This is a genomic window from Shewanella fodinae (assembly GCF_014651955.1).
GTDB classification, from domain to species: Bacteria; Pseudomonadota; Gammaproteobacteria; order Enterobacterales; family Shewanellaceae; genus Shewanella; species Shewanella fodinae.
In genome coordinates this window covers 207,496-227,144 of sequence record NZ_BMXW01000003.1, presented here as the reverse complement: position 1 = coordinate 227,144, position 19,649 = coordinate 207,496, and the positions used below count along the sequence as shown (strand labels likewise).

Sequence of the window (19,649 nt, the reverse complement as noted above, 5' to 3'; positions counted from 1 at the left end):
CAATAAGATGAAAGTTTGACTTGCCTAAATCGATACCGAGTACTTGAATAAACATGATGGTCTACCTCCTGTCTAGCCTAATCTCAGCATAGTTGCTGAGAAGGGAGGCGGACCATCACATTAAGGCCGCATCCTAGCGGCCTTTGACTTTCCAGCTATGAACCACTGATAGTGATAGTGGCTAGCATCTCTGGAAGGTTATCTTTACTTGGCGCGTTTCATCGCGGTAAAGAATTCTTCATTGGTTTTGGTCATCGCCAGCTTGTCGATCAGGAATTCCATGGCGCTGACTTCATCCATCGGGTTCAGGATTTTCCGCAGGATCCACATTTTCTGCAGTTCATCTGGCGTCGTCAGCTTTTCTTCACGACGAGTGCCTGAGCGGTTGAAGTCGATGGCTGGGAACACGCGTTTTTCTGCCGCTTTACGTGACAGATGCAGTTCCTGGTTACCTGTGCCCTTAAACTCTTCGTAAATGACTTCATCCATCTTCGAGCCGGTATCGATCAATGCCGTGGCGATAATGGTCAAGCTGCCACCGTTTTCAATATTACGAGCAGCACCGAAGAAGCGCTTAGGACGATGCAGGGCGTTGGCATCCACACCACCTGTCAATACCTTACCAGAGGACGGCACTACCGTGTTGTAAGCGCGCGCTAGGCGAGTGATAGAGTCCAGCAGAATCACCACGTCTTTTTTGTGCTCTACCAGGCGCTTGGCTTTTTCAATCACCATTTCGGCTACTTGCACATGACGGCTTGCGGGTTCGTCAAAGGTAGAGGCAATAACTTCACCCTTTACCAGCCGTTGCATTTCGGTTACTTCTTCAGGCCGTTCGTCAATCAGCAATACCATCAACACGACTTCTGGGTTGTTGTAGGTGATGGACTGAGCGATGTTTTGCAGCAGCAGTGTCTTACCTGCTTTAGGCGGCGCAACAATCAAACCACGCTGACCTTTACCGATAGGTGAGCACAGATCCAAGATTCGGGCCGTGATATCTTCGGTAGAACCGTTGCCACGTTCCATGCGCAAACGTTCTTCGGCGTGCAGCGGCGTAAGGTTTTCAAACAGGATCTTGTTGCGGGAGTTTTCGGGTTTATCAAAGTTAACTTCGTTAACTTTCAGCAGCGCAAAATAACGTTCACCTTCTTTTGGTGGACGGATTTTACCGAAAATTGTATCGCCCGTTCGCATGTTGAAACGACGGATCTGGCTCGGCGAAACATAGATATCGTCAGGACCGGCAAGATAAGAACCATCGGCACTGCGCAGAAATCCGAAACCATCCTGCAGAATTTCCAGTACGCCACCGCCGAAGATATCCTCGCCGCTTTTTGAGTGAGCTTTAAGAATGGAGAAAATGATGTCCTGCTTGCGGGCACGGGCCATATTCTCCAGATTCATTTCTTCGGCCAGAGCGACTAAGTCAGCAATAGACTTGTTTTTTAATTCAGTTAAATTCATTTTGGTGGGTCTTGTTTTTAGCGACAAAGCTTACGCGCGTGCTCAATCACTCAAAATGGATTTGAAGGAAATTGATTGAACTGCGAGAAGTGGGTTTTAGATAAAATCTGGTTAATAAGTTAGCACTATATAGCGGAAGCGTCCAGCGGTTTACTTGCCCGGCAAGCAATTTATTGTGATTGCGTGCCGGGTGTCACTTCTTGCACTAGATTTGCGCGTCAATAAACTCTTTCAATTGAGTCTTAGACAGTGCACCCACTTTAGTGGCGGCTAATTCACCATTTTTGAACAGCAACAGTGTTGGGATACCACGGATACCGTATTTTGCCGGGGTCGCATTATTCTGATCTACGTTGACTTTCGCGATTGTCAGTTTGCCATCGTATTCAGTGGCTACGTCATCCAGGATTGGGGCAATCATTTTGCATGGGCCACACCACTCGGCCCAAAAGTCCACCAGTACTGGCTTGTCTGACTTCAGCACTTCAGATTCGAAGCTGTCGTCGCTTACATAGATAATTTTGTCACTCATGATCTTCTCCATTGGTTGCCATTACTGGCCTGTAATTGGCATTACCTGTATATTGGGGCCGTGAAACAGTAAATCAAGTTATCGTTTTTCCTTGTTGCTATTTCAAACTATCGAGTATCTTATTGCAACCCAAAACTGGTATGCTTCCGCTATGAGCGAAACACATTTATCTCAACAAAAATTTGCCGATCTACCACTGCACCCTGAAGTGATTCAGGCGCTGGTAGAGAACGGCTTTGAATACTGTACGCCAATCCAGGCGTTATCGCTGCCGGTGCTATTGGAAGGTAAGGACATTGCCGGCCAGGCCCAAACTGGTACGGGAAAAACGCTGGCATTTCTAGTCGCCACCTTTGATTACCTGTTATCTCATCCTGTCCCCGAAAATCGTCAGCTCAATCAACCCCGCGCCATCATTATGGCCCCAACCAGAGAACTGGCAATTCAGATTGCTAAAGATGGCAAGTTATTGTCTAAGCATACTGGGTTGAAACTGGGGATTGTCTACGGGGGAGAAGGTTATGATACTCAGCGTAAAGTGCTGGATGCGGGCGTAGATATTCTGATTGGCACCACCGGACGGATTATCGATTATGTACGTCAAGGGGTGATTAATCTTGGTGCTATCCAAGCGGTAGTTCTTGATGAGGCGGATCGAATGTTTGATCTGGGCTTTATCAAGGACATCCGTTTTCTGTTTCGGCGAATGCCTGCTGCGGATCAGCGCCTGAATATGCTGTTCTCGGCCACGTTGTCGATGAAAGTACAGGAACTGGCATATGACCACATGAACGATCCTGTCAAAGTGGAAATTACGCCAGAAGAGAAGACTTCAAAGAACATTAAGGAAGAGCTGTTCTACCCATCAATGGAAGACAAAGTCCCCTTGCTGTTGACCTTGATTGAAGAAGATTGGCCAGAAAAAGCCATTGTCTTCGCCAATACCAAACACCAGTGTGAAAACTTGTGGGGCTGGCTGGAAGGTGATGGTCACCGCGTGGGTTTACTGACTGGAGATGTGCCGCAGAAAAAACGTCTGAAAATCCTGGAACAGTTCACTAAGGGTGAGCTGGATATACTGGTAGCAACAGATGTGGCGGCCCGAGGACTGCATATTCCACATGTTTCTCATGTGTATAACTTTGACTTGCCGGATGACTGCGAAGATTATGTGCACCGGATCGGTCGTACTGGCCGTGCGGGTGAAAAAGGTGCTTCGGTCAGTTTCGCCTGTGAAGAATATGCGCTGAATCTGCCGGCCATTGAGACTTATATTGGACATATCATTCCGGTAAGTTCTTATGACCGCGAAGCCCTGCTTGATGATATTCCGGCACCAGTGAAGTTGCATCGCCGGGTGACTCCCCGTAATAAAAGAGAACGGGCACAAGGGAGCCGATCAACAGGACGCCGCCCCGACCGTAGCCGTAGGAACTGACATATTTGAGTCTTTACGCGGCCATAACTCTGGGATCTAATAGTTTTAATATGCTGGTGGCTCATACCGTGAGCAACCAGCCAAAAGTCATCGCAAAATACAAACGTAAAGTACGCCTAGCTGAGGGGATCGGCAGCGATGGCCGATTGCAGAGCAATGCTATGCAACGCGGCCTGGATTGTCTGGCGATGTTTGCCGATATGCTGCAGCAACATGGTGTAGCGTCTGCCAATGTGGCGGTGGTTGCAACCGCTACGTTGCGTAGTATCAATAATGCCGAAGAATTCAATACCCGTGCGTTACCGATATTGGGGCTCCCTATCGAGATCATCTGTGGGATGCGTGAGGCCGAGCTTATCTACCAAGGCATGGTCGCCACGACTCAAGGCCATGGACGTCGATTGGTGATTGATATTGGTGGTGCTAGTACTGAATTTATCATCGGTGATGGCGAGCAGTTGCTGTTTAAAACCAGTTTGCCCTTTGGCAGCGTCACTTATAATCGAGCCTTTTTCAGTTCCGCACCGCTGCAACAGATGGACTTCGATGATGTGCAGCTAAGTGTTGCCAATGCATTGGGAGAGTACCGTCAGCAACTATTGGCGTTGGGCTGGCATGCTGTGGTTGGCGCTTCTGGGGCAGTGCAATCTGTGGTGGAGCTTCTACAGCATCGCGGCGTCTCGGAGATCATTACTGCTGCGGTGTTGCAACAACTTAAGCTGGAAATCCTCGCGGAGAAATCACTGGATTTGCCCAGTATTAAGGGCTTATCGCGAGAACGAGCCCCAACTTTTGCCGCCGGCGTGGCAATATTGTTGGCGTTGTTTGAGCTTTTACAAATCCAGCAGTTAGCGTTGTCGGGCGGAGCGCTGCGTGAAGGCGTGTTGCTGATGCTGGCAAAACGTGTTGCCGGAGAGACTATCGTGCTGTAAGCCGCGATACCCTCATCAAAAAAGGACCGCATGCGGTCCTTTCTGTTTTTAAGGGTAATTGAGCCATTACCCAAGAATTTTGGCGAGGTCTTTTTCAAGGGACTCGGTCGGACGCTCCACAATGCGGCCAATCTCTTTACCGTCCTGGATCACCATAAAGGTTGGAATACGCTTGAATTCATATTTTGCGGCCAGCCCTTCTGGATCATGTTTTTTACGATCCACCCCAATAAATTTGACGGAAATATTTGGGTTATTCACCGCTTCCATAATCTTGATAAAACGTGGTGTTTCCCGATGACAATCTGGGCACCAAGTACCAATGATCACAACAATCTGGGTCGGCTTGCTGACAGCTTTTAATGGTGCAATCGCCGCGGTATCTACCTCATAACTCTGGTAGCCGCTTTCAAATGGTGGTAATTTAGTCACCAGTTTCTTACCGTCAATGACACCGGTCAGGATCACTTCCTGTTGTTCTTGCTTACAGGTCGCCATAAAGCCGCCTTCGTTTTCTTTAAAATTACAACCGTCATTGGCCAATGTCTGGCAGCTGAAAAACAGCGCTGTGGTGGCCAGCAATACTCTTACACTTTGCTGCATTGTACTTCCTTAAAGCCTCCTAAACCAAGGTAATGATTCAACCACCAGTGTTGCCATCCACAAAGGAGTAAAGAGTATGAATGTTAGCAGGATCACTAAATTAGCGTCCCTATTGGCGGATATTTTGGTAAATGACAATGCAGGATAGAAATTTGATAAATTTCAATCTTTCTCGGTTTGTGGTTGATGACAACAAACCCGATTCCGTCCTTGATGTTTGGCCTGATACAGCGCTTGATCGGCTTGCGCCAGCAATTGCACTGTGTCGCTATCGGCGGTAATAACTCCGGCACTAACGCCTATACTGGCGGTAAGGTCGATGATCTGTCCACCCCATGACACCGTCAACGCTGCAATTGCAGTCCGTAGCTGCTCCGCCAACTGGCTGGCACCAGCAACATCGGTATTAGGCAGGATCACCGCAAATTCTTCGCCACCGAAGCGGGCAACGAGATCTCCGGGACGTTTTAAGTGCGCTTTCAGTGTTTCCGCGATGGCTTTTAGTGTCTGATCCCCAGCTAAATGCCCATAGGTATCATTGATGGTTTTGAATTTATCAATATCCAACATCAACATGGCTAACGGGGTTTGTTGGCGGCGGCTGATCCGACCTTCTGCCAGCAATTTTTTATCAAAAGCGTCCCGATTGTAAGTACCGGTGAGCGCATCCAATTGCGATTTCTCTGTGAGTTTGCGATTGGCCTCGTTTAGCTCGCGCATCGCAAATTCCAACTCCAGCGTGCGTTCTTGCACCATACGTTCGAGCCGTTCGTTACTTTTGGCTTCCAGCAAAAGTGCTTCTTCTTTAGCTTCACGGATCCTTTGTGACTGCATGAGCGCTTCGTGCTGGATACGCATTTTGGATTTTCGTTCTTCGTTATAACGTACCGCCAACACCGCCGCCATGAACACAATCTCAACCGTGAGCCCCAACATCGAAGGGGTCAGTGGATTGATCGGTAGTGACAATAATCCTATGTACATAAATACACTGACCAGAACCCCGGTGGTTTTACCTATAGACGATAAAGCATATAAGCGTGCCAGTTGGTTGCCTTTTATCGCTTGTTGCATGCTGATCAGCAGCAAGATGATGACCACCACCACTACAGCCAACAACTCACCGTACAATGCAATGCTATAAGGCAGAAGCAACGAAACCGGAATTAATATCCCACATGCGGCGGTCAATATTCTCCCCAATCTTAGCAGTGAGCGACTGAAGTACTTAAGCTGCAAGGCTTTCTCAGTAAATAGAACATTGAACATCAACACCAACGGAATTAGCGGTGCAATAATGTGATTTTGTAATTGTGGGGACTCGGGCCATAGATGATTAAATGCTGTGCCATTGATGCTGGCAACCAGCAACGCCATTGCCAGCACGTATCCGCAATAATAGCCATAGCTGAAAGAGCCAGTGGTCACCGCCATAAACAGGGAAAATAGCCCAATAGCCCCAAGAATGCCTAACTGGATCCCCTGCAGCATGTTTTCATCGCTGACATGCTGTAGCAGATGATCAGGTGTCCACAGCTGGATAGGCAGATAGCTGGAGCCATGCGTTTGCACTTGGATCCAGAAATCGTGTGTTTCCTTATCGTGCATTAGGAACGGATAAATAAAACTATTAAGTAACAATGGCCGTTGATTAAATACTAGGGTATCTCCCATGTTTACCGTCTGTTGCAATTGACCATTAACAAAGTGATAGACGGTGAGCCGATCGATATCAGGATTATCAAATTCCAATAACCAGTTATGGGAAATATTTGGCTCCTGTAGCAAGCGGAAATGATACCAGTCACCATCGCTGCCAATGGATAGCAGGCGTTGCTTATTCGCCGGTTGCCAAGCACTTTCCGACAATGCCATGACCTGCAGCAGTGTGGCCTCGGCGGGCTGTTGGGTAAACAAAGTATATTGTTTGAGGTTTATTGTACTGGTGTCGGATCCGCTGACCATTAAAGGCATGACACCATAAGCGAGGGGGTTGACGACAACTGTCGCGAATAATAACAGTATCAGGCCCAGCCACCGTTTCATTGTGCCAACTCCAGACCAAATAATCGCAGACTGTTTTGATAGCACTGTTGCGCGAGCTGCTGCGATGGTTGTTGTCGTAACTCGGCTACGAATTCAGCAATATAGGGTAAGTACTTGGGTTCATTACGACCGGATTTAGGTTTTGGTCGCATACTGCGTGGTAATAAATATGGGCTGTCGGTTTCTAGTAGCAGCCGCTCCGCTGGGATGTCAGCGACTGCTTCTGCCAAGGCTTGTCCCCGTCGTTCATCACAGACCCAACCGGTGATGCCTAAATACAGATCCAGTGCGTTATAGTCAGCCACCTGTTGCTTATCTCCCGTAAAGCAATGCAGCAGGGCTGCTGGCAGTGATGACCGATAACGGCTCAATATATTGAGAAAATCCTCATGGGCCTCACGCTGATGCATCAGGACTGGCATTTGTAACTGTGCGGCTAACGCGAGTTGCGCTTCAAAAGCTGCGAGTTGTTGCTCGCGACTAGAATAGTTGCGGTCAAAGTCGAGGCCACATTCTCCCACTGCCACGACAGGCGCCTGAGTACAGAGCTTGGTGAGTTGTTGCAAGCTGTCATTGTGCCAGCCATCCGCATGATGTGGATGTACACCTGCGGTGGTGTAGAGTTGTTGGGGATACTGTTTCGCAACCTCAATACAGCGTTCACTTTCAGCGAGGTCACTGCCGATCAGCAGCAAAGGCGAGACGCCAGCATCCTTGGCATCTTGAATCACCTGTATCAGGTCCTGTTCCAGTTTGCTGCCAATCAGATTGACCGCAACGTCCATGTAACGGTTCACTGCAGACGCTTTACTCTGATACTGTTATTAGTACCGTCCACATGCATCAAGAAAGAGCCCAACGCGGCCTTTTCTATGACAACTGTCTGGCCTTGTTTAACTCGAAAAGACTCACTACCTATCTGTTGCCAGACTTGGCCATTAGCGAGTGTTACCGTATAGCCGCCGCGTAATCCCTTTTGTGCAAAGGTGACCGGGTAACGAATTTGTTCAAGCGCTTGATTATTCTCTTTTCTCGGCGCACCAAACTCAGCAACAGCATCTGCTTTTACTGATGTTTTTGGGGGGGGCGTCAATGATGGCACGGTGGCAAGCTTAGGTGTTAGCGCCGGATTGGGTGAGGTTTTGGCGTTAGTTTCAGCAACGGCAGATACCGCAACATGGTCACTCGCTTGGGCAAGCTGATCATAGCATTGTAGGCGAGATGCATTGTCAGCAATGGTGGCGCAATGCGCCAATTGCTGTTCAATAGCGGCTTGGGCGTGGGAAGTTAACAAACAAGACACTACAGCAGTACACAAGTAACGCATCCAATAATCCTTATGTCAATTGAGATGGCAAATCGTATTGCTGTGGGGCTGATTACGGATTTTCCTCGCCTTCCTCGACTTCTTCCTCGTCGTCTTTATCCGCCTTTTTGCTGTAAAAACGGGCGGCAAATAAGCCTCCTTCAAACAGCAATAACATGGGCACTGCCAGCATCGTCTGTGAAATCACATCGGGTGGTGTCAGCAACATCCCCACAACAAACGCCCCTACAATAATGTATGGACGCTGTGCTTTCAAATCTTCTGGTGAAGTTACGCCAGCCCAGCATAACAGTACCACGGCGATGGGGATTTCAAAGGCCAAGCCAAAGGCAAAGAACAACTTTAGAACGAAGTTAAGGTAGCTGTTAATGTCGGTAGCCACTTGCACGCCTTCGGGGCTGGCATTGGCGAAGAAACCGAATACCAGAGGAAATACTACATAATAGGCAAAACAGATCCCAAGATAGAACAGGATGGTGCTACTGAATAACAGTGGAGAAATCAGACGCTTTTCATGTTTGTAGAGTCCAGGTGCCACAAAGGCCCAAATCTGATACAACACATAAGGAATGGCAATAAAAAATGCCAACACCAGCGTCAGTTTAAACGGGGCAAAAAACGGTGCGGCCACATCGGTGGCAATCATGGTGCCGCCGGAAGGCAACGCCTTAAGTAAAGGCACGGCCATGTAGTGATAAATATCTTTGGCCCAGTATACAATTGCCAGAAATACGATTAACACGCTGGCAGTGGCTCTGAGCAATCGATTGCGCAGTTCCAGCAAGTGACTGATTAACGGTTGCTGTTGCGACATTTTTTACCCGCTATTTTTTATCAGTGTCGGAGGCAGATGAAGGCTCGGCAGTCGCTGTCTCAGCAGGTACTTCAGTCGCTGCTGGTTTGCTGTCGTCTACGGCTTTGGCAGGTTTGTCACTGTCAATCTGATAAGGACGATTGACCGACTGCGCGGCTTCTTTTAGCTGGTTGATAGATTCCTGCAATTCAGGGGACAGATTACCCAATCCCTTGCTTTCCGCCTTTTTTAAATCGGCGTGCAGTTGTTCCAGCTTGAGTTCTTGTTCAAGCTCATCCTTTACCGAATTAGCCATGCGTTTCATGGTTCGGATAAAGTTGGAGATAGTACGAACCGCTATAGGTAGACGTTCGGGGCCGAGTACCACCAGCCCCAAAATCCCAATCAACAGCAGTTCGGAAAAACCGATACCATCGAACATGAGAGATTACGCCTGTTCTTTGTCCTTGGACTCAGGCTTCTTCTCAGTTGCCTCGGCAGATTCGCTTTTCGCTGCATTATTCTCGATGGACTTGGTTTCCTCTTCAGGGGACATAGCATTTTTGAATCCTTTCACAGCGCCGCCCAAATCGCTACCAAGTGAACGCAGCTTCTTGGTACCGAACAGCAGTACAACAATTAATGCGATGATGAGAAGTTGCCAAATACTGATACCACCCATGAAGGTTTCCTCTTAACTCATTGTTCGGTTCTATTATGAACGTTTGATTAGCAAATACGAATTAAAATTTTCGGATCTTTGGCCTGGATCGCCATCCAATAAGCCAGAATACCACCCCAGCACCCAGACAGCTGTGGGAAAGCCAAAGTGTAACGTCACGGCTGAATAATATAGTGCCGCAGATCAACAAAACAGCAGAAGTGATAAGCAGATAGTTGCTTTTATGTGACTTCTGTTGGTGTCTCAAATACTTATCTAACATCTGCTGCTGCGAACCTAACAGGTTTCTGCCCAACCGCAGGTTGTCGTAAATCAGTTCAGGAATTTCTGGCAGCTTATCTGACCAATAAGGCAACTGGGCTTTTGCTTTGCGCAGCATCGCCTTGGGCCCCACCTGTTCCGCCATCCAGTTTTCCAAAAAAGGCTTGGCAGTCTGCCACAAATCCAGCTGCGGATACAGCTGTCGCCCCAAACCTTCGATGTAAAGTAAAGTTTTTTCCAGCAATACCAGTTGCGGCTGTACCACAATGTCGAAGCGGCGGGCGGTACGGAACAGTTCCAGCAGCACATGACCGAAAGAGATTTCGTTGAGCGGCTTATTAAACATGGGTTCGCAAACAACTTTGACGGCCTGCTCAAAGGCCAACAAATCGGTATCAGGCGACACCCAGCCAGACTCCACATAAAGCTGGGCAATACGGCGGTAATCACGGTTGAAAAAGGCCAGGAAATTTTCTGCCAGATAACGTTTATCCGTGTCGCTGAGGGTGCCCATGATGCCGCAATCAAGCCCTATGTAATAGGGATCTTGCGGATGCTCGCGGGAGATAAAAATATTGCCGGGGTGCATATCTGCGTGAAAGAAATTGTCGCGGAATACCTGGGTGAAAAATAGCTGGACACCTTTCTCGGCCAGTAATTTGAGGTTGGTACCCTGCGCCCTTAACGCAGCAATGTCTGACACAGGGATGCCATAAATGCGCTCTAGCACCAACAAACGTGGATGACTCAGCTCTTCATACACGTAAGGCACATATAAGGCGTTGGAGTCGAGAAAGTTGTTGCGCAGCCGGATAGTATTCAGCGCTTCCAGCTTGAGGTTCAGCTCACCCATGATGGTGGTACGGTAATCTTCCACTACTTCAGCTGGCCGCAGGCGATTATTGGGGCCTAGCAGGGTTTCCAATAGCGCTGCCGTCTGGCTCATAAGCTGCAGGTCGGCCACTATCTGCTTTTCAACATTCGGTCGCAGCACTTTCAGCACTACCGGTTTGCCGTTGGACTTTAGGATAGCGGTGTGTACTTGGGAGATGGACGCTGACGCCAGCGGTTTTTCATCGAAATCATCGAACAGCGACTCAATAGGCGCTTTCAGTTCGACTTCAATGGCTTGGCGGGCAAGCTTGGAGTCAAACGGCGGCACCCGATCTTGCAGCATCGCTAGCTCGTAGGCCCATTCATCACTGAGTAGGTCACGGCGGGTTGATAACATCTGACCAAATTTAATGTAAACCGGCCCGAGTTCCTGTAGCGCCAGTTTCAGCCGTTCACCGCCGGGTTTTTGCTTATGGCGGTTGCGCAGCCAGAACAGGCTTAAACGCCATAACCGAAAGTACCAAGGCGCAAGTTTAGGGGGTAACAGTTCGTCCAGACCATAGTGCAGAGCGATACTGATGACCTGATAAGCGCGTTTGATACTGGTGAAACTCATGGGCTGATTTTATCCTTCAAGGTGGCGATTCGCTGCTCCAGTGCTGCCACTGCCGCAGTCAGCTCATCAATTCTGTCGCAATGACGAATAAATTCAAGCTTATGCGGTGCCACTTTATATTCCTCGGTTGCTAACTGACCAAGATGAGACCAGGTTTTTTGCAGTACTTGTTTGCATCCTTCGCTGGCGCGGCTGGCACCAGTTGTGAGCCAGTAGGTCGGGGCATCACCCAGCAGCTTTGATAATGGCTCGGCAATATCAATCCTGACATTTTGCAAAAAATTGCTAAATTGCTGCAGCAGTGTCAGGTCGCCTTCTATACGCAACTTATCCTGTTTAATCAGCTCAGTAAGACTTTCACCTTCCCGTAGTCGATAGAGATCGGCGGCATCGCCAATCACTTTTACATCGACAGTGCCCTGATATTCACTCAGTACCTGGATCTCATTGGCGAATACCAGATACAAGGGCCAGGACAGTTGCTTGAGCTCAAAGCAGAACACTTTGCCATGTAATGGTTTCAGTCGCAGCGCTTCGTTGCCTGCGGCCTGCACAAGTTTGGCTAATGCCGCTTCCAGTGCTCCACAACCGAGCAGACGCCACTGGCTGTCAAGGCTCCATGTTGTCATATCAGAACTTGTAACCCCGGTGCAGCGCCACGATGCCATCCGTCATGTTGATGTAATCCACCTGCTCTAAACCTGCATCTTGCATCATGCCTTTCAGAGTTTCCTGATCTGGGTGCATCCGAATGGATTCCGCCAGATATTCGTAACTGTCGGCATCATGCGCCACCAGTTTGCCAATCAGTGGCAGCATCTTGAAGCTGTAGAGATCATAGGCTTTGTTCATAAAGGTGTGCTGTGGTTTGGAAAACTCCAGTACCAACAGCTTGCCGCCTGGTTTCAGTACCCGTTGCATCGAGCGTAATGCAGCATCTTTATCGGTGACATTACGTAAACCAAAGGCGATGGTGATGATATCAAAAGTGTTATCTGGGAACGGCAGTGCTTCGGCGTTGGCTTGCACGTAACTGACATTACCCACCACGCCTTTATCTCGTAGTTTGCTGCGGCCCACTTTCAGCATGGAGTCATTGATATCCGCCAGGATCACTTCACCACTATCACCTACCAGATGCGAAAACTTAGCAGTCAAATCGCCAGTGCCGCCTGCAAGATCCAGCACTTTCATTCCCGGGCGTGCACCCGCACATTCGATGGTAAAGCGTTTCCAGAGTCGGTGAATACCAAAGGACAACACATCGTTCATAATGTCGTAGCGAGTGGCCACAGAGTGAAACACGCCAGCAACCATTTCAGCCTTTTTGGCAGCATCAACAGTTTTATAGCCAAAATGCGTGCTTTTGGAAGAATCTTCAGACATCTATCGTGTATTCCTTTGATTAACTAATGATGGCTGGCAGTGTATGCCTTCAGAGGTGTTGGCTGAATCTCAGCACTGCCAAGCTGTGATCACTGCAGGAAAAACCTGTTTCAATCAGGTTGAGCATTAGACCACAAACTGTCGCAAGAGCATAGTCTGTGACGTGCGATATTCATGGTCTCAGCGGCAACAAAAAAAGCCGGCAGTGCCGACTTTTTGGGTTAACTGCGGTAGTCGGGATTATTCTAGGTCCAGCGGTTCTGGAGACAAAATAACACCGGTGTTATCGGCATAGATATGATCGCCTGGCAGGAAGGTTACGCCGCCAAAGTTCACTGGCACGTCCACTTCACCGGTGGCATTGGCATCAGCGCCAACCGGGATCGACGCAATAGCCTGAATGCCGATGTCCATATCTTCCAAGGCATCCACCTCACGCACACTGCCGTAAACGATGATCCCTTCCCAGTTGTTAGTTACCGCTAACTCCGCCACTGCGGCATCAACCAGCGCTCGGCGCAGCGAACCACCGCCGTCCACCAGTAACACTTTACCTTCACCATCTTCCTGCAGTACATCCAGGATCAGTCCATTGTCCTCAAAGCATTTCACGGTACTGATGGCGCCACCAAAGGAACTGCAGCCACCATAGTTACTGAACATGGGTTCCACAACGTCAACAACATCCAGGTACATGTCACAAAGTTCTGAAGTGTTGTATTCCATAATCAAACTCCTGTTTTTCCGCTCGGACTGAGACGGCATCTGTTAGCGCACTAAAAGTCAGTATATAAGGGATTCGTTAAAAGAAAAGTGCCATTAATCACGCAATTGTCTCACTTGGTTTACCGTCTGGTATGGCAAATTGCGGACGAAATTCGTTACGCCAGAGAAATATCGTCTGCTAGTATATGCTCCCTAAAATTTACTTTCCCCTGTTTTTTAATCTGCTTTTGGGGCACGGATCCCCCGTTTAGCATAAGGATGGCAGAGGGCCTTACTGTAAGGTACCTGAAGATGGAAACGCTTAATGCGGTTGATGTCATTGGCTACAGTGCCTCCTTGATGGTGGCGTTATCGCTGATGATGAAAGATATTGTGCGGCTGCGCTGGGTAAATCTGTGTGGTTGCGGATTATTTGTCGCCTACGGTGTGGCCATTGCCTCCTGGCCGGTGGTGTCGATGAATGCCTTTGGTGCCTGCGTTAACATCTACTACTTGTTGAAAACCTATCGCCAACCCGCGATGTTATCTTAATGTTGCACTTGTCATAAAAGCTTAGGGTAACTGTCACGGTCGCGTCATCGCCACTTCTTAGTCTCTACAACAGATGACTGGATGGAGTGGGCGCCATGCTGTTACACCTTGCAGAGCTGGATCGCCGGGGTTTTTGTCTGCTGTTGTTCTGGGGCAAAAAGTACCGGTTGACACCGATAGCCTTAAAACTGTCGACTTCGGGCAACGGCCCAACCTACCTATATCTGGCAGTGTTGTTACTGCTATTGCATCGTGATGGTCAGTCTTTCTTCAACCTGCTGTTAGCCAGCTTTCTGCTGGAATTGCCTTGCTATCTGCTGCTGAAAAACACCATCCGCCGTACGCGTCCCTGTCATTGCTTACCCGCGGGACTGGTGCACGATTTTGAACCGTCCGATCGCTATAGCCTGCCTTCCGGTCATACCGCTGGTGCCTTTGTGTTTGCCTGTGCGGTGCTGCAGGTGTATCCGCAATTCGGTGTACCAGTGTTGTGCTGGGCCGCCTTGGTAGGTGGCTCTCGGATAGTACTCGGGGTGCATTACCCGCTGGATATTGTAGCCGGCATGATGCTCGGCTGTTCTTCCGGTTATTGGGCCGGACAATTGTTACAAGGTTGATTAATGCGGATTCTTTATGGGGTACAGGGGACGGGAAACGGCCACTTAAGCCGTGCTCGCGTTATGGCTAAAGCGCTGGCAGCTCATGGCGTTACCGTGGATTATCTGTTCAGTGGCCGCGCTGCCGATAAATATTTTGATATGCAGGCGTTTGGTGATTTCCGGGCGCTTGCCGGACTGTCTTTTGCCACGCATCGTGGCAAGGTAAACATCGCCGCTACCGTGCACCACAACTCGTTACTGGGCTTATGGCGTGATATTCGGGCGTTGGATCTCTCCGGTTATGATTTGGTGTTGAATGATTTTGAACCAATCTCCGCCTGGGCGGCGCGGCGTCAAGGCGTTACCTGCATTGGTATCAGTCATCAGGCGGCACTGCGTTGGCCGGTGCCCAAGGTGGGCAATAGCTGGTTCAACGATGGGTTATTGGAATATTTTGCGCCAGTCACCATGGCGTTAGGGTGTCATTGGCATCATTTTGGGTTCCCGATATTACCGCCCTTTGTGGAAGTGGCGTCGGTTACCTGCGAGCAAACCCATGAAATTCTAGTGTATCTGCCGTTTGAAAGTGCTGACGATATCTGCACGCTGTTACTGCCGTTCGACAGTCACGAGTTCCACGTCTATCACGCCGCGAGCGCACCTAAACAGCTGCCCGCACATGTGCATTGGCATGGGTTTAATCGTGAGGGGTTTAAAGCATCTATGGCGCGGTGTGGCGGGGTGATAGGCAACGCAGGCTTTGAACTGGCCAGCGAAGCGATGACACTGGGGAAGAAACTGCTGGTAAAACCGTTGATGGGGCAGTTTGAGCAGCTATCCAACGTGGCGGCACTGGAGTTGCTGGCGGCGGCTGAAAGCATGCACAGCCTCAACCGCCAAACGCTACGCCGTTGGTTGCGTGCCAGCAATCCACAGCCTATCTGTTATCCCGATGTGGGCGACATGCTGGTGAGCTGGTTGCTGCAAGGCAACTGGCAGGACACACAAACGTTATGTCAGGAAATGTGGTCAAAGGTGCGGTTGCCGGACAGTTGGTTTTCACGTCAGGATAGCCAAGCGTTAAGTCAAACGCTGGCCCGGCCAATGTCGCGTTGACCCCTTAGCTGTAGCGGATTTGCATGTCAATCAACGGCTCGCGACTGCCTTTTTCGGCGCGCAGCCGTGCCAGATACTGCTGCCATAGCGCTTCACGGTTGACACAGAACTGATACAAAATATCCCAGGAAAACAGTCCAGTATCATGACCATCATCGAAAACCAATTTCACCGCGTAGTTACCCACAGGCTCAATAGTTTTGATATTCACATTCTTTTTATGGGTCACTAGGGTGGGATTACCGTGTCCCTGCACTTCGGCGGAAGGTGAATTAACCCGTAAAAATTCACAGCTAAGCTGGTATTCGCTGCCATCATCGAACGCAATTTCCAGCAGGCGTGACTTACGTTTGAGTTTCAGTGAGGTGACTTTGTGACTGCTCATGAGTGTTCCGTTACCAAAAACATTTGCCTTATGGTGACGCGCTCTGCCGCAAAAGTGAATCCCAAGAATGCATAAGTGTTAATCGGGAAGTGTTATGACTGACAAATAGCACTGGCAGTTATGTAAAACACTTGTAATAATGCCTTGTATTTTCTGTTGTTTTGACAGAAGCAGTTTTTTTGACGCAGTGGACGCAAACTGATGACCCAAAGTACCTTTTATTTTGGCGAATGGCAGATAAACCCTGATGCCAACACTCTGCAGAAAGGACGCAGGCAGAAGCAAGTAGAACCCAAAGCCATGGATGTGCTGCTGTATCTGTGTCGCCATGCGGGCGAGGTGATCAGTGCCGAAACCCTGCTCAGCGAATGTTGGTCGGGTATCGACACGGGCGATAACCCACTGCACAAGACGATCAATCAGTTACGGCGCGCTTTAGATGACAGCGCTACCAGCCCGGTTTATATCGAAACCATTCGTAAGCGCGGTTACCGCACGCTGGCCGAGGTGCATTTTCCTATCGGTCATGAGCAGAGTGTGGCACCCCAACAATGGCAAGGGGATTCTCCTTTCCCCGGCTTGCGGGCTTATACTGCCGCCGATGCCAAGGTATTTTTCGGCCGTAGTGAACAGATCCAACTGCTGCTGGAACGAATTGCTCAGCAAGTGCGCTTTGGCCGCGATTTTTGTCTGGTTCTTGGCCCCAGTGGCAGCGGTAAATCGTCGCTGATCCATGCGGGTATTGTGCCCAATCTGATGTCGGAACAGGGCGCTAATGGCTTAGGATTACTCGACCACGCCACGCTGGATTTGGCCGATGTGCAAGCGGGCGACCTGTTGCTGTCACTGGCAAGCACTATGCTGGATTGGGAACTGAACGATGCGCCGGTATTTGCGGGCGAAAGCGCGAGTACCTTGGCCGCTAAGTTGCTGGAACCTGCCACCCTGCTGGCGGGGTTGCAACCCTTGCTGCAACACACTCAATATGGCACGGCTCGTTTCGGCCTGTTTATTGATCGGTTAGAGGTGCTGTTGTCGTCACCCCTGTTCAGTGATGACGAGCGGCAGCAGTTTGTCGATGTGCTGGAACAACTGGCTCACAGCCGGGCGATATTGGTGCTCAGTGCCTGCCGTAACGATTTTTACCCACAACTGATGAGTTATCCGAGCCTGCGGGCAGGCAAGGGCAGCGGCGCGCATTTCGATTTGGCTCCTCCTGGGCGCCAGGAATTGTTGCAGATGATCCGCCTGCCAGCAGTCAGCGCCGGGCTGAGCTGGCAGCAAGACCCTGACACCGCTATGCCCTTGGATGAAATTCTTTGTGCCGATGCGGCTAGCAATCCTGATGCCCTACCGCTGCTGCAATACACCTTGCAGCAACTGTATTTGCAACGTGCCGCCGATGGCACCATGCAGATTGCCGTGTATCAAGCCTTGGGGGGCATCGAAGGCGCCATTGGGAAAACCGCCGATGCGCTGTTGGCGTCCCTTGGTGAGCCGGAGCAACAGGCGCTGTCGCGGGTGCTGTCACTATTGGTGACCTTGCGTGAAGACGAACAGTCCATCACCAGCCGCAGTGCCCGCTGGGATCAACTGCAAACTGAAGCTGAAAAAACACTGGTACAGGCGATGGTCGAACAGCGTCTGTTTGTGTCCTCGCTAAATCAGCAACAAGCTGGGTTTCATGTGGCGCACGAAGCGCTGCTGCGGCGTTGGCCCAAAGCGGTGGCGTGGATCAATCAGCACAAAGACAGTCTGGCACAGCGGGCACGCCTGTATCACCAAAGCCGACGTTGGTTGGCAGAACACAAAAGTGGTGCGTTCCTGCTGGTGGATGGTAAACCCCTGCAACAGGCGCAACTATTAACCCAAAACCCGTTGTTTACCCTGGATGCTGGTGAGCAGCAATTTGTTCATGCCTCAACGCAACGGGCATTCTGGCGGCGCTGGACGCGCCGCAGCACGGTAATGCTGTTATGTGTGCTAACGGTGATCTCAGTGACCATGAGCCTGCGTAGCCAGCAGGCGCAGCAGCAAGCCACCGCTCGGCGCTTAGATGCCGAAAATTTGTTAGGTTTTATGGTGGGCGATTTTGCCGACAAACTGCGTAGCATCGGCCGTATGGATTTGCTGGACGGTATCTCCAACAAGGCGCTGGAGTACTTTACCGCCAAAGGTAATATTCAGGACAAAACCTTGGGCTTTGAAGGGCGCTTTCAGCATGGGCAAACGTTGGAAGCCATTGGTGAAGTCGCCTATTCCCGTGGTAAAACCGATGAGGCCAAAAATGCCTTACTGGCCGCGCAGCAAGAGTTTTTGCCACTACTGGATGAACAGCCAAACAATCTGGAACTGCTAAAATCCCTCGGCGCTAACGCCTTCTGGCAAGGGCAGTTGTTATACGACCAATCAAATTTGTCTGCTGCTGTTGACTATTTAAATAAGTACCTTAATTACAGCCAAAAAATGGTGAATATTGCACCAGATAGCAAAGAATCATTGATGGAACTGTCTTATGCGCTTAATAGCTTAGGCTCGGTGCAACTCAAGTTGAAACACTTTAAAGAAGCCAAGACCCTGTTTGAACAGTCGCTGTCACAAAAAGTCGCGTTGCTTGCTGCTGATCCTACCAATCAGTCGTTGGTGGGCGATGTGGTGAATGCGAGATCTTGGGTCGCCAGCGCACTGGTGGCAGAAGGTGACACTGATGCCGCTATTAAAATGTGGGAATCGATCCATAGAGACTTTGATAAGCCGGAATATAAAGATAATGCTTATGTTCAAGACCGTATTTCATCGGCAATGCAATGGTTAGGCCAGTACTATTATATCAGTGGTAAAGTGGATAATTCTTTGAATATACTTGATGAAGCCTTAGTGAAAGTCACATCTGAATTAACACAAGACAGAAAAAATAGTATTTGGTTAGAAGATTTCTCTAGAATTAATATTGTTTTTTGGTACTTTCTTATACAAGCAAAGGGTGAAATACCAAAAATACATTTTGAGAGAGTATATAATATACTTAAGATTACTGATAAAAGTGATGTTAATTATGAAATTTTAGAGAAACAGTTAGAAATTTTTACAGTAATCAATAATTCTAAGTTAGATGAATATGAAGTAAATGTAAAATCATTAAATAATACTTCTTTAAAAGATGACGATTATTTGAATAGTTATGCTGGGCGGATAATACAACTTCTTTATTTAAAATATAGTGGTTTAAGATTGAATCCACCTAATCATAAATTGATGAAAAGTTGTGAAGATAATAAAGAATTTGTTGATAAAATTCTACAGGGTAATTCAGATCCAATATTTATTCTGTTGAAAAAAGAGATAGATAAATGTAGCATTTTATCTATTTAGTCT

Annotated in this window: 20 protein-coding genes; 6 read left to right on the top strand and 14 right to left on the bottom strand. The window is 49.0% G+C overall.

Translation table 11 applies throughout. The features are described from left to right. Window positions 1-204: 204 nt before the first annotated feature. Complete coding sequence (gene rho / locus IE064_RS04950; RefSeq protein WP_133040466.1) at window positions 205-1,467, bottom strand: transcription termination factor Rho; 1,263 nt, start codon at window positions 1,465-1,467, stop codon at window positions 205-207. 205 nt (window positions 1,468-1,672) lie between these two features. Then, window positions 1,673-1,999, bottom strand: coding sequence for a thioredoxin TrxA (gene trxA, locus IE064_RS04945; RefSeq protein WP_133040467.1), 327 nt, complete (start codon window positions 1,997-1,999; stop codon window positions 1,673-1,675). A 151-nt stretch (window positions 2,000-2,150) separates the two neighbouring features. Here trxA and rhlB point away from each other — a divergent pair, with 151 nt between their 5' ends. Further along, window positions 2,151-3,437, top strand: a complete 1,287-nt coding sequence (rhlB, locus tag IE064_RS04940; RefSeq protein ID WP_189616887.1) for an ATP-dependent RNA helicase RhlB — start codon at window positions 2,151-2,153, stop codon at window positions 3,435-3,437. Between the two features lie 50 nt (window positions 3,438-3,487). Continuing rightward, window positions 3,488-4,369 carry a Ppx/GppA phosphatase family protein gene (locus IE064_RS04935; protein ID WP_189616902.1) on the top strand — a complete coding sequence of 294 codons (882 nt, stop codon included), beginning with the start codon at window positions 3,488-3,490 and terminating at the stop codon, window positions 4,367-4,369. A gap of 66 nt (window positions 4,370-4,435) precedes the next feature. Here the strand turns inward: IE064_RS04935 and IE064_RS04930 are convergent, their stop codons facing one another. From IE064_RS04930 to rraA, 11 genes are all read right to left on the bottom strand, one after another. Beyond that, complete coding sequence (locus IE064_RS04930; RefSeq protein ID WP_189616886.1) at window positions 4,436-4,972, bottom strand: TlpA family protein disulfide reductase; 537 nt, start codon at window positions 4,970-4,972, stop codon at window positions 4,436-4,438. A 162-nt stretch (window positions 4,973-5,134) separates the two neighbouring features. After that, window positions 5,135-7,018, bottom strand: a complete 1,884-nt coding sequence (locus tag IE064_RS04925; protein ID WP_189616885.1) for a sensor domain-containing diguanylate cyclase — start codon at window positions 7,016-7,018, stop codon at window positions 5,135-5,137. Then, a complete protein-coding gene (locus IE064_RS04920; RefSeq protein WP_189616884.1) occupies window positions 7,015-7,815 on the bottom strand; it encodes a TatD family hydrolase in 801 nt (266 codons plus the stop codon). Before IE064_RS04920 ends, IE064_RS04925 begins: the two co-directional genes overlap by 4 nt. After that, window positions 7,812-8,345, bottom strand: a complete 534-nt coding sequence (locus IE064_RS04915) for a hypothetical protein (protein ID WP_189616883.1) — start codon at window positions 8,343-8,345, stop codon at window positions 7,812-7,814. Before IE064_RS04915 ends, IE064_RS04920 begins: the two co-directional genes overlap by 4 nt. A gap of 52 nt (window positions 8,346-8,397) precedes the next feature. Further along, the gene (gene tatC / locus IE064_RS04910) at window positions 8,398-9,159 is read right to left on the bottom strand and encodes a twin-arginine translocase subunit TatC (protein ID WP_189616882.1); all 762 of its coding nucleotides are present in this window, start codon (window positions 9,157-9,159) and stop codon (window positions 8,398-8,400) included. A gap of 10 nt (window positions 9,160-9,169) precedes the next feature. After that, on the bottom strand, window positions 9,170-9,580 hold the full coding sequence (tatB, locus tag IE064_RS04905; protein WP_133040474.1) for a Sec-independent protein translocase protein TatB: 411 nt from the start codon (window positions 9,578-9,580) through the stop codon (window positions 9,170-9,172). Window positions 9,581-9,586: 6 nt separating this feature from the next. Continuing rightward, window positions 9,587-9,820 (bottom strand): Sec-independent protein translocase subunit TatA, encoded by a 234-nt coding sequence (gene tatA / locus IE064_RS04900; RefSeq protein WP_133040475.1) that lies wholly within the window; start codon window positions 9,818-9,820, stop codon window positions 9,587-9,589. Window positions 9,821-9,881: 61 nt separating this feature from the next. After that, window positions 9,882-11,531, bottom strand: a complete 1,650-nt coding sequence (ubiB, locus tag IE064_RS04895) for a ubiquinone biosynthesis regulatory protein kinase UbiB (RefSeq protein WP_189616881.1) — start codon at window positions 11,529-11,531, stop codon at window positions 9,882-9,884. Then, on the bottom strand, window positions 11,528-12,160 hold the full coding sequence (locus tag IE064_RS04890; RefSeq protein ID WP_189616880.1) for a ubiquinone biosynthesis accessory factor UbiJ: 633 nt from the start codon (window positions 12,158-12,160) through the stop codon (window positions 11,528-11,530). Before IE064_RS04890 ends, ubiB begins: the two co-directional genes overlap by 4 nt. A gap of 1 nt (window position 12,161) precedes the next feature. Further along, complete coding sequence (gene ubiE / locus IE064_RS04885) at window positions 12,162-12,917, bottom strand: bifunctional demethylmenaquinone methyltransferase/2-methoxy-6-polyprenyl-1,4-benzoquinol methylase UbiE (RefSeq protein WP_133040478.1); 756 nt, start codon at window positions 12,915-12,917, stop codon at window positions 12,162-12,164. A gap of 240 nt (window positions 12,918-13,157) precedes the next feature. Then, complete coding sequence (rraA, locus tag IE064_RS04880; RefSeq protein ID WP_133040479.1) at window positions 13,158-13,643, bottom strand: ribonuclease E activity regulator RraA; 486 nt, start codon at window positions 13,641-13,643, stop codon at window positions 13,158-13,160. A 291-nt stretch (window positions 13,644-13,934) separates the two neighbouring features. Here rraA and IE064_RS04875 point away from each other — a divergent pair, with 291 nt between their 5' ends. From IE064_RS04875 to IE064_RS04865, 3 genes are all read left to right on the top strand, one after another. Beyond that, window positions 13,935-14,174 (top strand): YgjV family protein, encoded by a 240-nt coding sequence (locus IE064_RS04875; RefSeq protein ID WP_189616879.1) that lies wholly within the window; start codon window positions 13,935-13,937, stop codon window positions 14,172-14,174. A 95-nt stretch (window positions 14,175-14,269) separates the two neighbouring features. Next, complete coding sequence (locus IE064_RS04870; protein WP_189616878.1) at window positions 14,270-14,791, top strand: phosphatase PAP2 family protein; 522 nt, start codon at window positions 14,270-14,272, stop codon at window positions 14,789-14,791. A 3-nt stretch (window positions 14,792-14,794) separates the two neighbouring features. Then, entirely contained in the window at window positions 14,795-15,889 is a 1,095-nt protein-coding gene (locus IE064_RS04865; protein ID WP_189616877.1) for an MJ1255/VC2487 family glycosyltransferase, read from the top strand. A 4-nt stretch (window positions 15,890-15,893) separates the two neighbouring features. On the opposite strand, the gene IE064_RS04860 is transcribed toward IE064_RS04865, so the two are convergent. Further along, window positions 15,894-16,274, bottom strand: a complete 381-nt coding sequence (locus IE064_RS04860; protein ID WP_189616876.1) for a gamma-butyrobetaine hydroxylase family protein — start codon at window positions 16,272-16,274, stop codon at window positions 15,894-15,896. A 201-nt stretch (window positions 16,275-16,475) separates the two neighbouring features. Here IE064_RS04860 and IE064_RS04855 point away from each other — a divergent pair, with 201 nt between their 5' ends. After that, window positions 16,476-19,646, top strand: a complete 3,171-nt coding sequence (locus tag IE064_RS04855; RefSeq protein WP_189616875.1) for an nSTAND1 domain-containing NTPase — start codon at window positions 16,476-16,478, stop codon at window positions 19,644-19,646. Window positions 19,647-19,649 lie beyond the last annotated feature (3 nt).